12 protein-coding genes are annotated in these 14,695 nt (G+C 63.5%); 5 read left to right on the top strand and 7 right to left on the bottom strand.

Annotation, left to right across the window (positions count from 1 at the left end):
• Positions 1-74: 74 nt before the first annotated feature.
• A complete protein-coding gene (ppx, locus tag HG262_RS14350) occupies positions 75-1,562 on the top strand; it encodes an exopolyphosphatase (protein WP_169271659.1) in 1,488 nt (495 codons plus the stop codon).
• 252 nt (positions 1,563-1,814) lie between these two features.
• Here ppx and HG262_RS14345 read toward each other — a convergent pair whose 3' ends face one another.
• From HG262_RS14345 to HG262_RS14325, 5 genes are all read right to left on the bottom strand, one after another.
• Positions 1,815-2,621, bottom strand: coding sequence for a GNAT family N-acyltransferase (locus HG262_RS14345; RefSeq protein WP_169271658.1), 807 nt, complete (start codon positions 2,619-2,621; stop codon positions 1,815-1,817).
• A 213-nt stretch (positions 2,622-2,834) separates the two neighbouring features.
• Complete coding sequence (gene glmM / locus HG262_RS14340; RefSeq protein ID WP_169271657.1) at positions 2,835-4,178, bottom strand: phosphoglucosamine mutase; 1,344 nt, start codon at positions 4,176-4,178, stop codon at positions 2,835-2,837.
• Positions 4,175-5,020, bottom strand: coding sequence for a dihydropteroate synthase (folP, locus tag HG262_RS14335; protein ID WP_169271656.1), 846 nt, complete (start codon positions 5,018-5,020; stop codon positions 4,175-4,177). Before folP ends, glmM begins: the two co-directional genes overlap by 4 nt.
• A gap of 18 nt (positions 5,021-5,038) precedes the next feature.
• Positions 5,039-6,928: an ATP-dependent zinc metalloprotease FtsH gene (gene ftsH, locus HG262_RS14330; protein ID WP_169271655.1), complete on the bottom strand. Its 1,890-nt coding sequence runs from the start codon at positions 6,926-6,928 to the stop codon at positions 5,039-5,041.
• Between the two features lie 221 nt (positions 6,929-7,149).
• Complete coding sequence (locus HG262_RS14325; RefSeq protein ID WP_006222881.1) at positions 7,150-7,782, bottom strand: RlmE family RNA methyltransferase; 633 nt, start codon at positions 7,780-7,782, stop codon at positions 7,150-7,152.
• Positions 7,783-7,800: 18 nt separating this feature from the next.
• Between HG262_RS14325 and HG262_RS14320 the strand changes: the two genes are divergently transcribed.
• Positions 7,801-8,403 carry a YhbY family RNA-binding protein gene (locus HG262_RS14320; protein ID WP_088590513.1) on the top strand — a complete coding sequence of 201 codons (603 nt, stop codon included), beginning with the start codon at positions 7,801-7,803 and terminating at the stop codon, positions 8,401-8,403.
• Between the two features lie 129 nt (positions 8,404-8,532).
• Here HG262_RS14320 and greA read toward each other — a convergent pair whose 3' ends face one another.
• Positions 8,533-9,009, bottom strand: coding sequence for a transcription elongation factor GreA (gene greA / locus HG262_RS14315; RefSeq protein WP_025139566.1), 477 nt, complete (start codon positions 9,007-9,009; stop codon positions 8,533-8,535).
• Between the two features lie 645 nt (positions 9,010-9,654).
• On the opposite strand from greA, the gene HG262_RS14310 reads away from it, so the two are divergent.
• Complete coding sequence (locus tag HG262_RS14310; RefSeq protein ID WP_169271654.1) at positions 9,655-11,274, top strand: methyl-accepting chemotaxis protein; 1,620 nt, start codon at positions 9,655-9,657, stop codon at positions 11,272-11,274.
• A 40-nt stretch (positions 11,275-11,314) separates the two neighbouring features.
• On the opposite strand, the gene HG262_RS14305 is transcribed toward HG262_RS14310, so the two are convergent.
• Positions 11,315-12,637: a solute carrier family 23 protein gene (locus HG262_RS14305; RefSeq protein WP_006222877.1), complete on the bottom strand. Its 1,323-nt coding sequence runs from the start codon at positions 12,635-12,637 to the stop codon at positions 11,315-11,317.
• Positions 12,638-12,775: 138 nt separating this feature from the next.
• Between HG262_RS14305 and HG262_RS14300 the strand changes: the two genes are divergently transcribed.
• Together HG262_RS14300 and HG262_RS14295 are read left to right on the top strand one after the other, a co-directional pair.
• The gene (locus tag HG262_RS14300; RefSeq protein ID WP_169271653.1) at positions 12,776-13,195 is read left to right on the top strand and encodes a FlxA-like family protein; all 420 of its coding nucleotides are present in this window, start codon (positions 12,776-12,778) and stop codon (positions 13,193-13,195) included.
• A gap of 125 nt (positions 13,196-13,320) precedes the next feature.
• Positions 13,321-14,646: an extracellular solute-binding protein gene (locus HG262_RS14295; protein WP_169271652.1), complete on the top strand. Its 1,326-nt coding sequence runs from the start codon at positions 13,321-13,323 to the stop codon at positions 14,644-14,646.
• Positions 14,647-14,695: the final 49 nt, after the last annotated feature.

Here is a 14,695-nt window from a genome sequence, read left to right as displayed (position 1 = left end):
AAACCCGTAGCTCAGGGCACTGTCATATGGGGTCTCTATAATCAGGCCACCTCAAAGCCAATATTACGAGCCGCATGGATCAACTTCTGGCCGCGGTGGACCTCGGGTCCAACAGCTTCCGCCTCTCCATCGGACGCATCGTTCAACAGGACGGTACGCCCCAGATCTATCAGATCGATCGTCTCAAGGAAACCGTCCGGCTTGCCGCCGGCCTGGACGCCGAGAAACGCCTTGGCGACGACGCCATCGAGCGCGCCATCGCCGTCCTGGAACGCTTCGGCGACCGCCTGCGCAGCTTCCACCCCAACCGCGTCCGCGCAGTCGCCACCAATACCTTCCGCGTCGCCCGCAACACGCGGGACTTCCTGCCCCGCGCCGAAGCCGCCCTGGGCTTTCCCATCGAAGTCATCGCCGGCCGCGAAGAGGCCCGCCTGATCTTCTCGGGCGTGGTCCACACCCTGCCCCCCTCGCCCAACAAACGGCTGGTCATCGACATCGGCGGCGGTTCCACCGAAGTCATTATCGGCAAAGGCCACGAACCCGGCCTGATGTCGTCGCTGTACATGGGTTGCGTCAGCTACAGCCGTCAGTTTTTCTCGGACGGCGTGGTGGATGCGCACCAGATGAAGCAGGCCGAACTGGCCGCCCGGCGCGAAATCGAAGTCATTGCCAAGCAGTACCGCAAGATGGGCTGGAAAGAGGCCTATGGCTCTTCCGGCACCGCCAAGGCGCTGTTCGCGATCCTGACCGAAAGCCGCTTTTCCGACCGCGGCATCACCCGGGCGGGGCTGGCCAAACTGAAAGACCGCATCGTGCGTTCCGGCCGGGTCATCCCGTCCGAACTGCCCGGCATCAAGATCGAACGGTCCGACGTGCTGCCCGGCGGCCTGGCCATCATGACCGCGCTGTTCGATGAGCTGGGCATCGAAGTCATGCACACTGGCGACGGCGCGCTGCGCCTGGGCGTGCTGTACGACCTGTTGGGCCGCGACGACGAACACGACAAGCGCGACGAATCCGTGCGCCAGTTCATGAAGCGCTATCACGTCGACCTGAACCAGGCCCGCCGCGTACGCCACGCCGCGCTGACGCTGTTCGACGCCATGTTCCCCGAAGGCCCGGAACGCGCCGAACTGCGCCCGGCCCTGGGATGGGCGGCGGACCTGCACGAGGTGGGCCTGTCGATCGCGCACAACGCGTATCACAAGCACACGGCGTACGTGCTGGAAAACGCCGACATGCCGGGCTTCTCCCGCGCTGACCAGCAGTTGCTGGCCCTGTTGGCGCTGGGCCATCAAGGCAAGCTGAGCAAGCTGGAACCGCTGATCCGCACGCGTCCGCAGTGGAAGGCCATCCTCAGCCTGCGTCTGGCCGTGCTGCTGTTCCGCCGCCGTGGCGAGATCGAACCGCTGCCACTGACGGCCTCAGTCCGCGACAATTCCATCGTCGTACGCGTCAACCGCGAATGGCTGGCCCAGCACCCTTTGAGCGACTTCACGCTGCGCGCAGAAGAAGCGGAATGGAACAAGGTGGGTTTTTCGTTCGAATTGCTGGAATTCTGACGCGCCAGGCGTCAGACCGGCAGGTACGGCAAACGCGTGCCGTGCGTGCCGCCCCAGGAAGCGCTGTTTCTCCCAGGCGGCCTGGCGGCAAAAACAAAACGGGCGATGGCCGCCAAGCCATCGCCCGTTTTTTTCATTAGAACGGCGACAGATCCGTCTCGCGATGCAGCCGCTTGAGCTCCATGCGCAAGGGCCGCGTGGCCCGCCGTATCAGTCTGATCTTCATACGGCGGATCAGGCGGCGCATGATGATCAGCGCTGGCCGTTGACGGCCACGGGTTGATCCAGACCGAAGTGACGGCGGTAGCGCTCGTCCATGCGGTCCATTTTCAGTAGCACCGGGAAATCCGCGGCATTGAAATCCGGGTCCCAGGCGGGTTCACCACACACCTTGGCGCCCAGCTTCAGGTAACCCTTGATCAGCGGCGGCACGCGGGCAGGCAGCGTGCTGTTGAGCTTTTCCACCGGATACCGGTGCAGCGGCGCCACGCGCGGTTCGTTCTCAAGCGGCAGGTGCTTGGAGATCGTACGCCAGACTTCCGCGGCAGTGACGCCGTCGTCGCGCAGACTGACGCTTGCGCAACCCAGAACGTATTCGTAACCGCCGCGCCGCAGGTATTCGGCCAGGCCGGACCACAGCAGCATGATGACTGCGCCGTTGCGGTAGTCGGCGTGCGTACACGAGCGGCCGACTTCAACCAGGTTGTCGCGGATCGCGCCCAGGCCGGATAGATCGAATTCGGATTGCGAGTAGTACCCGCCCGCCTCCCGCGCCTTTTCAGGCGTCAGGATCCGGTACGTGCCGACGATGCGGCCCGTGTCCATTTCACGGACCATGAGGTGTTCGCAGAAGGGATCGAAGCGATCGTGTTCGATACCGTCCTGGGCGTCGGGAAATACCACGCCCATATCCTCAGTGAAGACTTCGTAGCGCAGACGCTGAATCTGCTCGATTTCTTCAGCTGTGCGCGCCAGGCCGACAGCCAGCACCTTCGGGGCGGCGCCCGTGAACGGTTCGGCGGGATTACGGCTTGGGTTGATGCGTGCTAGTTCCAGCATTGCGCGAAGCTCCTAGAGAGTCCAGTCAGTGTGGACGCCCTGTATGTCAAAGACTTGACCAATATGTTACGTGACTATGAAGTTTAGTTCGGGGGAGATAGGTCAACTTTAGGCAAATCTCGACAAAACTTTACAATTGAATACCGACCCTGAATGCACAAAAGCCACCCCCGCTGACGGTGGGTGGCTTTCGTCCATATAGGCCTATTGCGCTTACCCCAGGCTGGCGGCAAGCTTCTCGGCGCACGACACGGCAAGTGATTCGTCCTCGGCTTCGACCATCAGCCGCAATTTTGGCTCCGTCCCTGACGCACGGATCAGGATGCGGCCCCGGCCGTTCAATTCGGCCTCGACCGCCTTGCGCGCCGCGGTCAGGCCAGCATGCGTCTTCCAGTCCTGGCCCGGGGCAAGCGGCACGTTGATCATCTTCTGCGGATACATGCGCAGATCGCCCACCCATTGCGCCATCGACACGTTGTTGCGGCGCAGCGCCGTCAGCACTTGCAGCGCGGCGATGATGCCGTCGCCCGTCGAATGGCAATCCAGGCACAGCAGATGACCGGAGCTTTCGCCGCCGTACAGCCAACCGCGCGACTGCATCTGCTCCAGCACGTAGCGGTCGCCCACGTTGGCACGCTCGAAGCCCACGCCCAGGCGTTCCATTTCGCGCTCGAAACCGAAGTTGGTCATCAGCGTGCCGACCACGCCGTCCACCTTGCTGCGCTGCATGCGCTCGCGCACGATGGCATAAAGCAGCTCGTCGCCGTTGTAGATGCGGCCCTCGCCGTCCACCACCTGCAAGCGGTCGGCGTCGCCGTCCAGCGCGATGCCCAGCTGCGCCCCGCGGGCGCGCACTTCCTTGGCCAGCATCTCGGGGTGCAGGGCGCCCACGCCCTTGTTGATGTTGAAGCCGTCCGGATGCACACCGATGGCATGCACCTCGGCGCCCAATTCCCGGAACACGTGCGGCGCGATGTTGTAGGCGGCGCCGTGAGCGGCGTCCACCACGATTGTCATGCCGTTCAAGTCGAGATCGTTGGGGAACGTGCTCTTGCAGAATTCGATGTAGCGGCCCTGCGAATCGGCCATACGGCGCGCGCGGCCCAGGCCCTCGGAGGAGACGCAACCCAGCGGCTCGTCCAACGCGGCTTCGATGTCGGCTTCTATCTCGTCGGGCAGCTTCATGCCCTGCGCCGAGAAGAACTTGATGCCGTTGTCCTGGTACGGGTTGTGCGACGCGCTGATGACGATACCCGCCACCAGGCGCAGCGCCCGGGTCAGGTAGGCCACGGCGGGCGTCGGGATGGGCCCGGCCAGCAACACATCGATGCCCGCAGCCGACAAGCCGGCTTCCAGGGCGGATTCCAGCATGTAGCCCGAAATACGGGTGTCCTTGCCGATCACAACCTGCGGACGGCTACCGCCGCGCGCGGCGTGTTCGCGCGCCAGCACGCGGCCAGCCGCGTAACCCAGGCGCAGGGCGAATTCGGCGTTGATCACCGGACCGCCAACTTCGCCACGCACTCCATCCGTACCAAAATACTTGCGTCGAATCATGAACTGATTGCTCCTTGTTCAGCCGCATGCCATACCTTAAGGGCATCCACGGTGGCGGCGACATCGTGCACGCGCACGATGGAAGCTCCCCGGGACACACAGGCAAGGGCAGCGGCAATGCTGCCGGACAACCTGTCGCCAACGGGCCGGCCAGTGGCCTGGCCGATCATGTTTTTACGCGACAGGCCGATCAGCAATGGATAACCCGTGCTGCGCAGGCTGGACAGCCGGCGCAATAACTGAAAATTCTGGTCCGCCGTCTTGCCGAAGCCGAAGCCCGGGTCCAGCACGATGCGGTGGGGATCGATCCAGGCTGCGCGCAGCTTCTGCGCCCGCGCACCCAGGAACAGGCCGATCTCTCCGATCAGGTCGGTGTATTCGGGCGGGCTGGCCTGCATGGTGCGGGGCTCGCCCTTCATGTGCATCACGCATAGCCCGCAACGCGACTGCGACACGGCCTCGATGGCCCCCGGCTGCCTGAATCCGTAGATGTCATTGATCATGTCCGCGCCCGCATCCAGCGTGGCGCGCATGACTTCCGGTTTGAAGGTATCGATGGACAACGGCACGCCGCAATCGCGCAGCGCTTCGATCACCGGCAGCAGCCGGTCCAGTTCGTCCGCCACCGACACCGGGTCTGCGCCAGGGCGCGTGGACTCGCCGCCCAGATCCAGGATCTGCGCGCCCTCTTCGACCAGTTGGCGCGCATGCGCCACCGCGGAATCCGTATCGTCATGCTGGCCGCCGTCGGAAAAGGAATCCGGCGTGACATTGACGATACCCATGACAAGCGGGCGCTCGAGATCAAACTCGAAGCGCCCGCAAAGAAAGTTATTTGCCATAACTCAGGACAAAAAACCTCAGACAGCAGCTGCCGTGCTACCGCCAGCCGCCAGGCCGGTGGTCGGCGGCGTGTCGGTCGAATCCGACGGGCCTTGCGGCGTCTTCGGGGGACGCGGCGGACGGCCTTCGATGATGTCGTTGATCTGGTCCGCGTCGATGGTTTCCCATTCCAGCAGCGCCGACGTCATCACTTCGACCTTGTCGCGGTTCTCTTCCAGGATCTTGCGCGCAACGCCGTACTGCTCGTCGATGATGCGGCGGATCTCGGTGTCCACCTTCTGCATGGTGGCTTCGGACATGTGCGTCGTCTTGGTGACGCTGCGGCCCAGGAACACTTCGCCTTCGTTCTCGGCGTAGACCATGGGGCCCAGTTCGTCGGTCATGCCGTAGCGCGTGACGATGTCGCGGGCGATGGCGGTGGCGCGTTCGAAGTCGTTCGAGGCGCCCGTCGTCATCTGGTCCATGAAGAGTTCTTCGGCGATGCGGCCGCCGAACAGCACAGCGATAGTGGACAGCAAACGGCCCTTGTCCATGCTGTAGCGGTCGGTTTCCGGCAACTGCATCGTCACGCCCAGCGCACGGCCGCGCGGAATGATCGTGACCTTGTGGACCGGGTCGGTCTTGGGCAGCAGGCGGGCAACGATCGCATGGCCGGATTCGTGGTACGCGGTGTTCTTGCGTTCCTCTTCGGGCATCACGATGGAGCGGCGCTCGGCGCCCATGATGATCTTGTCCTTGGCCTTTTCGAAGTCGGACATATCCACCGTGCGGCCGTTGCGGCGCGCGGCGAACAGGGCAGCTTCGTTGACCAGGTTGGCCAGGTCGGCGCCCGAGAAACCGGGGCAACCGCGCGCCAGGATGGTCGCGTCGACGTTAGGCGACAGCGGAACCTTGCGCATGTGGACTTTCAGGATCTGCTCGCGGCCACGGATATCGGGCAGCGGCACGACCACTTGGCGGTCGAAACGGCCGGGACGCAGCAGCGCCGGGTCCAGCACGTCGGGACGGTTGGTCGCGGCGATCACGATGACGCCCTGGCCGGACTCGAAGCCGTCCATTTCCACCAGCATCTGGTTCAGCGTCTGCTCGCGTTCGTCGTTGCCGCCACCCAGGCCGGCGCCGCGCTGACGGCCCACCGCATCGATTTCGTCGATGAAGATGATGCAAGGTGCGTGCTTCTTGGCGTTTTCGAACATGTCTCGCACGCGGGCAGCGCCCACGCCGACGAACATTTCAACGAAGTCCGAACCCGAGATGCTGAAGAACGGAACCTTGGCTTCACCGGCGATGGCCTTGGCCAGCAGCGTCTTGCCGGTACCGGGCGAACCGACCATCAGCACGCCACGCGGGATACGGCCGCCCAGCTTCTGGAACTTGCTGGGGTCGCGCAGGAAGTCGACCAGTTCCTGGACGTCTTCCTTGGCTTCGTCGCAGCCGGCGACATCCGCGAACGTGATCTGGTTGGTGTTCTCGTCAAGCATGCGGGCGCGCGATTTGCCGAAGCTGAACGCGCCGCCCCTGCCGCCGCCTTGCATCTGCCGCATGAAGAACACCCAGACGCCGATCAACAGCAGCATGGGGAACCACGAGACGAAGATGCTCATCAGCAGCGATTGCTCTTCGCGCGGCTTGCCCGACACCTGCACGCCGTACTTCAGCAGATCGGAGACCATCCAGAGGTCGCCCGGCGAAGTCAGCGTGTAGGCGCGGCCCGCGTCCGGGGTGACGTACAGCACGTCGCCCTGAACGTCGACCTTGCGGATACGTCCCGCCTTGGCGTCGTCCATGAACTGCGTATAGGTCACGCCGTCCTGGGTCTGAGCGCGTCCGTCGAACTGTTTGAAGACGGTAAATAGCACAAGGGCTATCACCATCCAGACAGCGACTTTCGAAAATGAATTATTCAAGGTCGATCTCCTGCTTTCGATTCCGACCGGCGACCGCGCACCCGCATATGGCACAGTCACAAGTATGTCAATAGCCCATTCTACCCTGTTGGACCCGATTGCGTCCTGGGATCCCTGGGGCCCGTGTATTTACGTCTGATTCGTGATTTTTTAGGTCGTTGTCTCGCCAAGCAGGTAGCGTTTTTTTTTGGGGTTCCGGAGCAACACGCCCCGGCCCGGGGTTACTTCAGATCGCGGGCAACCAGAAAGGTTTCAGAGGATTTGGCCCTCGATGCCTTCGGCTTGCGCTCGACCACCCGCTTGAAGTGCTGCTTGAAGCTTTGCACGATCTGCGAAAAACCGCTGCCGTGGAAAGCCTTGACGATCAGCACGCCGTCGGGCTTGAGGTGAGCGCGGGAAAATTCCATCGCCAAGTCGCACACATGCTGGATACGCGCGGCGTCGGCAATCCCCACGCCTGACAAGTTGGGGGCCATGTCTGAAATAACAAGGTCCACGGCATGAGATCCGACCATGTCTTCCAATTGTTTCAGAACTTCGTCTTCGCGGAAGTCGCCCTGGATGAATTCCACGCCCGCGATGGGTTCCATGGGAAGCATGTCCAGTGCAATGATACGTCCGTCCACGATGCCGCCCGGCCCCGTCAGGCGCTCTCGCACCACTTGGGACCAACTGCCGGGCGACGACCCCAGATCGACGACCAAGTCGCCCCGGCGAAGCAACTTTTCGTTATCCAGAAGCTCGATCAGCTTGAAAGCGCCCCGGGCTCGATAGCCCTTCTGTTGCGCCAGCTTCACATAGGGATCGTTGATGTGCTGGTGAATCCAGTCTTTAGAGAATTTATTCTTGGCCATTACCGTACAATTCCACGCATGCCTATATTAGAACTTACCTCTCGTGAGCGCAGCGACCTTCGGTCCGCCGCCCACCCCCTGCGCCCCGTCGTCCTGATTGGCGACAATGGCCTGACCGAAGCCGTGCTCAAGGAAATCGACCTGGCACTGTCTTCGCACGGCCTTATCAAGGTACGCGCCGGTGGCGACGACCGCGAGGCCCGCGACACCATGTTGTCGACGATTTGCGACACTCTGTCTTGCGCCCCGGTGCACCACCTGGGCAAGACCCTGATTCTTTTCCGCCCGCTGGCCGGCAACGTCAAGCCCGCCGCCCTGGCCGCCAGAGAGCCCGAAGCCCCGGCCAAGCGCCGCGCCTCGGAGCCGTACACACCCAAGAAGCTGGCCGCCGAAGGCAAGACGCTTGGCAAGCGCCCCCGCCGCAGCGAGTCCGAAGAGCCCAAGCCGGCCAAAACCCGCTTCGTGCCGCAGGACCAGCTCAATAAGAACGGCAAGCCCATGCGTCCCAGCAACAAACGCGCTACCGACAGCGGCCACGGCATTCCTCGCCGCGCCGGCAGTGCGCTCAGCCTTCGGGCCGGGGCACGCAGCGGCACCAGCCGCAAGACGTCGAAAAGGTAAGGCCGGGCACAAAAACGGGCGCTTTACGCGCCCGGTCCACCATAGCGATCCGCGAATGTACCGCGGATTCCAGACGAACGCAGGGTTCGGACTATGGTGTTTTGACAGCTGACTGCTTGGGTTGATGCGTTAGATGTAACGCACGCCCAGAACTTCATACTCGCGCACGCCAGCCGGGGCCTTGACCTCGACGACATCGCCTTCGCTCTTGCCGATCAGTGCGCGCGCCACCGGGCTGGACACGGAAATCAGGTTCGACTTGATGTCGGCTTCAACGTCGCCGACGATCTGGTAGGTCACGCGGTCGCCCGAATCCAGGTCTTCGATGTCGACCGTGGCGCCAAACACGGCGCGGCCTTCGGCTTCCAGGGAAGACGGGTCGATCAGGTGGGCATTGGAAAGCGTGCCTTCGAGTTCGGCAATCCGACCCTCGATGAAACCTTGGCGCTCGCGAGCGGCATCGTATTCGGCATTTTCCGACAGATCACCCTGCGCACGCGCCTCGGCGATCGCGTTAATCACGGCAGGACGTTCCACGGTTTTCAGCCGCTGGAGCTCTTCTTGCAAGCGCTCGGCCCCGCGCACGGTCAAAGGAATGGCAGACATGTCGTTTCCCAAACAAAAGTAGAAAAACGCCCCGATGGAGCGTTCTCGGTGAAGGTCGTTACCCGGGCGCGCGCATATTGCCAGATGCCTTTTGGGCAGGACTTGCGGCGCGGACGACCAAAACAAAACCCCGGCTCGGGTCGGAACCGGGGCAATCAAGGTCATATTGTGGTCAAAGTCCACCGGAATTGCAAGCCATGGCAGAAAACGTGCTTTTCGGCGCATTTCACCGCTGTAACCCGCTAAAACAGGCGGTTTCCCTAAAAATTCTTCGACGCGCCCTCGATGTCATCCGGCGCCTCGCCCAGAGCGTTGCATAAAAGCTACTTTCGCATAGTTTTTTATATTCCCAATACTGGGATTACAAAAAAATCCACCGAAAAATAACACCAACAACAGTATAAATAACAACTAGAAAGACTAATAACAATTAAATACAAACAGCAGTAACCGGCGCTTCTCTTTATTCAAGTGTTGCGGGCAACGCGGCAGATGCTGCCGCGTTAACGATTGATTGTGCGTGCTTGCAGGTTTCAGGCGGACGCATCGCAGTCATCCGGCTCGACGTCCGCCCCTTTCGTCGCAGGGCCGATGGGCAACGCCTGCCTGCGCGCAAAGGATCGCGTTCATGAAAGAGGAGCTCTCATGCTGGAAAAATTGAAGGTCCGTACGGGCATGCTGCTGGTGCTGGCGTGCTTTGTCATCGCGCTGGCGCTGGCTTGCGGGTTGAGTTGGATGAACGCCGACAACAGCGTCCGCGAGATCGAAGACCTGAACACCGTGGCGGTGCACCAGGTCGACCCGCTGTATGAAGCCAATGGCGCCCTGCTGCGCACGCGCCTGGCGCTGGACGACGCGCTGGCGGGCATCCAGGCCCGCAACGCCGAAAGGGCCGCTTCGGCCGAACAGGAGGCCGCCAGCGAATTGGCGCAGGCCCGTGAGCGTTTCGCGCGCTACATGGAGGTGCCCAAGAGCGAACGCGGCCAGGCGCTGGCACTGGTCCTGCAAGGCCGGTTCACGGAATACGCGTCGCTGCTGGACTCGCTGAGCGCGGCAATCAAGGAACGCGCGGCAGCCAGATACCAGCAGGAAGTGGGCAAGACCCGCCAGGCCGACGCGAATTTCGTCAAGGACATGAAGACGTTTCTGGTCCGCGTACAAGAGCGCAGCGACGGCGTGCTGGCCAGTTCGCAAGCCACCTACTCCAATGCCCGGATCTCTGCGATCACCCTGCTGTCGACCGCCCTGCTGCTGACGGCACTGTGCTGGACCTTCATCCGGCGCGGCGTGCTGCTGCCCTTGCAGGACGCCGGCCGGCACTTCGATCGCATCGCCGGCGGCGACTTCACCACCCGGATCGAAACCCGCTCCAACAACGAGATCGGCGCCCTGTTCGCCTCGCTCAAGCGCATGCAGGAAGGTCTGACCCGCACCGTGACGTCGGTACGCCAGGGCGTCGAGGAAATCAATGTGGGTGCGGCCGAGATCGCCGCCGGCAACGCCAACCTGTCAACCCGGACCGAAGAGCAGGCCGCGGCGCTGGAGGAAACGGCCGCGACGATGGAGGAGCTGGCCGCCACCGTCAAGCAGAACGCCGAAAACGCCGCGCAGGCCAACCAGTTGGCCGCGGTCAGCATGCAGGTCGCGCAGCGCGGCGGCGACAACGTGGGCCAGGTGGTCGCCACCATGCAGGGGATTTCGGACAATTCGCGCAAGATCTCCGACATCGTGTCGGTGATCGACGGCATCGCTTTCCAGACGAACATCCTGGCGTTGAACGCCGCCGTGGAAGCGGCCCGCGCCGGCGAACAGGGCAAGGGATTCGCCGTTGTCGCGGGTGAAGTGCGCACGCTGGCCCAGCGCGCCGCCCAGGCGGCCAAAGAGATCAAGGCCTTGATCGAGGCGTCGGCCGACACGGTGAAGGCCGGCTCGGCGCAGGTGTCGGCCGCCGGCCAGACCATGCAGGAGATCGTGGCGTCGGTGCAGCGCGTGACGGACATCATGGGCGAGATCTCGGCCGCGTCGACTCAGCAGGCCGGTGGGATCGACCAGGTCACCATGGCCGTGTCGCAGATGGATGAAGTGACGCAGCAGAACGCCGCGCTGGTGGAAGAGGCGTCGGCCGCCGCCTCCGCGATGGAAGAACAGGCGCGGCGCCTGTCGGAGGCCACCGCGGTGTTCAAGACGCAATCGGGTCAGGTGATCGAGGTCGCGCCGGCCCGGGTATCCGGGACGAAGCCAACGGCGCGGCTGTCCCGGTCGTAGCCGCTGCGGCGGTCTCGCGCGGGGCTCGGCCCCGCCGGGATCAGGCCGCCGCCGGTTTCCGGCGACGCAGCAGGGCGTACAGGATGATGGCGCCGAAGGTGGCGGTACCGATGCCGCCCAGCATGAAGTCGCCCAGCTTGATGGTGAAGTCGCCCGCGCCGAGCACCAGCGTGACCGCCGCCACGATCAGGTTGCGGTTGTCGCTGAAATCGACCTGGTTGACGACCCAGATGCGGGCGCCGGCGATGGCGATCAGGCCGAACACCACGACCGACATCCCGCCCAGGACCGGCCCCGGGATGGTCTGGATCAACGCACCGAACTTGGGCGAAAAGCCCAGCACGACGGCGATCAGCGCCGCCACCACGAACACCAGCGTGGAATAGATGCGGGTCACCGCCATCACGCCGATGTTTTCGGCGTAGGTGGTGACGCCGGTGCCGCCCACGGCGCCCGAGACCATGGTGGCCACGCCATCGCCGACGAAGGCGCGGCCCAGGTAGCGGTCAAGGTCCTGGCCTGTCATGGCGCTGACCGCCTTCACGTGGCCCAGGTTTTCCGCCACCAGGATGATGGCGACCGGCACGATCAGGCCCATCGCCTCGGCCTTGAAGACCGGTGCTGCGAAATGCGGCAGGCCGATCCAGGCCGCGGCGGCCACGCCCGAGAAGTCGATGGGCTTGCCCATGCCCATGCCGTTGGCCAGCACCGCGTACACCACGCAAGCCAGGATCAGACCGACCAGGATCAACAGGCGCTGGACCATGCCCTTCGTGTAGACGGCGATACCGCCCACGCAGACGATGGTGACCAGGGCCATGAAAGTGTCGAAGCCCGAGGCGCCCATGGCGCCCTTGGCGGCGATGGGCGCCAGGTTCAGGCCGATCACGGCCACCACAGCGCCCGTCACGACGGGCGGCATCAAGGTGTCGATCCAATTGGCGCCACCGCCGGCGCGCGCATTGACGATCCAGACGATGACGCCGATCAGCGTATAGGCCAGGCCGCACGCGATGATGGCACCCAGGGCCACGCCGATATTGGCGTTGGCGCCGCCCCCGGCGTAGCCGGTGACCGCGATCACGCCGCCGATGAAGGCGAAGCTGGACCCCAGATAGCTGGGCACGCGGCCCCCGACGAACAGGAAGAAGATCAGCGTGCCGATACCGGACATCAGGATGGCGACGTTGGGGTCGAAACCCATCAGCAGCGGCGCCAGCACGGTCGAGCCGAACATCGCCACCACGTGCTGCGCGCCCATGGCGACGTTCTTGGGCCAGGACAGCCGTTCATCGGGCGCGATGATGACGCCCGGCTCGGCGTCGTCCGCCAGGCGCCAGCGCGGAAAATAGGAATTGGACATGGGTTTCCCAAAATAGGTGTTGGGTATGAGCGGGCGCCAGTGTAAAGGGGGCCGCGAAGGGGCGGCAACGTTTAAGTTTGCCGCCAGAATGCCGTATTAGTGGAAACCCCGAAATCCAACCTGGCAGCAGGAGCAAGCATGGCGACCCCTCCCATCAACGGCATCTCCCGGAACAACCCGCTGGCCGACCTGTGGGCCGAACGAATCCAGGCCAACAAAGAAGCCAAGTCGACCACGGGCGGGGACGCGACCTCGCTCACCGCGGACGGCAAGGTCCGCGTCAATGCGCCAGGCGGGATGAACGTGGGCGCCGCGAGCGCGACCGAAGACACTGACAACGACGACGCATACACCCGCCAGATCAAGGAACTGCAAAAGCAGTTGAAGCGGGTGATGGACATGATCGCCAAGGTCAAGGCCAGCGGGATGTCCGAGGAAATGAAGGCGCAACAGCTCCTGGCGCTGAATGCGCAGGCGGTGCAGATCCAAGACCAGATCGCGCAAGTGATGGTGCAACAGGCGCGCGCCGCGAAAGGCGGCGTCTCGACGACGGCCTGATACGCGACGGCGGGTGCCGGCATCCCGGCGCCCGCACTGATGACGCGCATCAAAATTTCTGATTGGACGCATAGCAGGTCAGACATTACTGTCTCCGGACAAATCAAAAACTACGGAGACAAACCATGCATGCAATGCGCACAGCCCTTGCAGGAGCCCTGCTGGCCGCCTGCGCGGCACCGGCCCTGGCCGGCACCGTCACGGTCATCACGTCGTTTCCCAAAGACCTGACCCAGGCCTATAAGAGCGCCTTCGAAAAGGCCAATCCTGGCATCACGCTGGAAATCCTGAATAAGAATACGGTGTCGGGCATCGCTTATGTGCGCGAAACGCCCGCCGGCCAACGTCCGGAAGTGTTCTGGGCCAGCGCGCCAGACGCCTTCGAAGTGCTGGGCCGCGACAAGCTGCTGGCCAAGTCGTCCGACGTGGCGAACAAGGACGTGCCGGACAAGATCGGCAACTACCCCATCAACGACCCGGGCGGCATGTACCTTGGACAGGCGCTGGCGGGCTACGGCATCGTCTACAACACGCGCTATATCGCAGCGCACAAGATCCCCGCACCCGTGGAATGGAAGGACTTGCTGTCGCCACAGTGGTTCGGTCACGTCGGCATCACCTCGCCGTCGCGTTCGGGCACGATGCACCTGACAGTCGAGACCATCCTGCAGGGCGAAGGCTGGGATGAGGGCTGGAGCACCTTGCTGCGCATGTCCGGCAACAGCAGTGCCGTCACCGAGCGGTCGTTCGGCGTGCCGGACGGGGTGAACAACGGCCAATTCGGCGCCGGCCCGGTCATTGACTTCTTCGGCCTGTCCAGCAAGTACTCCAAGTTCCCGGTGGAGTTCGTCTACCCCTCCGAAACCGCCATCGTGCCCGCCAACATCGCGCTGATCGAGGGCGCGAAGAACACCGAGGAAGGCAAGAAATTCATTGCCTTCACGCTTAGCCAGGCAGGCCAGGAACTGCTGCTTGAGCCGAAGATCTCGCGGTTGCCCGTGCTGCCGTATTCGGCGCTGGCCGGCAAGATCCCGGCGGGCTACCCCGATCCGGCGGACATCGCAAAACGCAGCAAGGTGCAGTTCAACGCAGACCTGTCGCAGACGCGCTACTACGTCGTGCAATCGCTGTATGACCAGACCGTCACGTTCCGGCTGAAGGAACTGCAAGCCGCGACCAAGGCCATCTACGACGCCGAAGCCAAGCTGGGCGACAAGGCCAAGAGCGGCCGCGCCGCCGAGCTGCTGGCCCAGGCGCGCAAGCTGACCTGGGCGCCGCTGGTCGACGGCAAGAAAGCCGCCGATCCCGCCTTTCTGGCGATCTTCGCCGGCAACAAGAAGGACGCCGCCGTGAACCAGCAGATCACCCAGCTGGAAGGCGAGTGGAACGGCAAGTCCAAGGCCAACTACGAAGAAGCCGTCAAGCTGGCTAAACAGGCCGCGGCGCTGTAATCCGCACGACGCGCGCGGCGGCGCACGGGACGGCTCCCGAGCGCCCCGC

It is taken from the genome of Achromobacter sp. Bel (assembly GCF_012928505.1).
Classification (GTDB): Bacteria; Pseudomonadota; Gammaproteobacteria; order Burkholderiales; family Burkholderiaceae_B; genus Achromobacter.
This window is presented reverse-complemented; position numbering and strand designations above follow the sequence as displayed.

Excerpts from the sequence above, each read along its gene's own strand:
- HG262_RS14305 (WP_006222877.1), bottom strand. The coding sequence starts at position 12,637 with ATGTCCAATTCCTATTTTCCGCGCTGGCGCCTGGCGGACGACGCCGAG.
- HG262_RS14345 (WP_169271658.1), bottom strand. The coding sequence starts at position 2,621 with ATGCTGGAACTAGCACGCATCAACCCAAGCCGTAATCCCGCCGAACCG.
- HG262_RS14320 (WP_088590513.1), top strand. The coding sequence starts at position 7,801 with ATGCCTATATTAGAACTTACCTCTCGTGAGCGCAGCGACCTTCGGTCC.
- HG262_RS14295 (WP_169271652.1), top strand. The coding sequence starts at position 13,321 with ATGCATGCAATGCGCACAGCCCTTGCAGGAGCCCTGCTGGCCGCCTGC.
- greA (WP_025139566.1), bottom strand. The coding sequence starts at position 9,009 with ATGTCTGCCATTCCTTTGACCGTGCGCGGGGCCGAGCGCTTGCAAGAA.
- folP (WP_169271656.1), bottom strand. The coding sequence starts at position 5,020 with ATGGCAAATAACTTTCTTTGCGGGCGCTTCGAGTTTGATCTCGAGCGC.
- HG262_RS14310 (WP_169271654.1), top strand. The coding sequence starts at position 9,655 with ATGCTGGAAAAATTGAAGGTCCGTACGGGCATGCTGCTGGTGCTGGCG.
- glmM (WP_169271657.1), bottom strand. The coding sequence starts at position 4,178 with ATGATTCGACGCAAGTATTTTGGTACGGATGGAGTGCGTGGCGAAGTT.
- HG262_RS14325 (WP_006222881.1), bottom strand. The coding sequence starts at position 7,782 with ATGGCCAAGAATAAATTCTCTAAAGACTGGATTCACCAGCACATCAAC.
- HG262_RS14300 (WP_169271653.1), top strand. The coding sequence starts at position 12,776 with ATGGCGACCCCTCCCATCAACGGCATCTCCCGGAACAACCCGCTGGCC.
- ppx (WP_169271659.1), top strand. The coding sequence starts at position 75 with ATGGATCAACTTCTGGCCGCGGTGGACCTCGGGTCCAACAGCTTCCGC.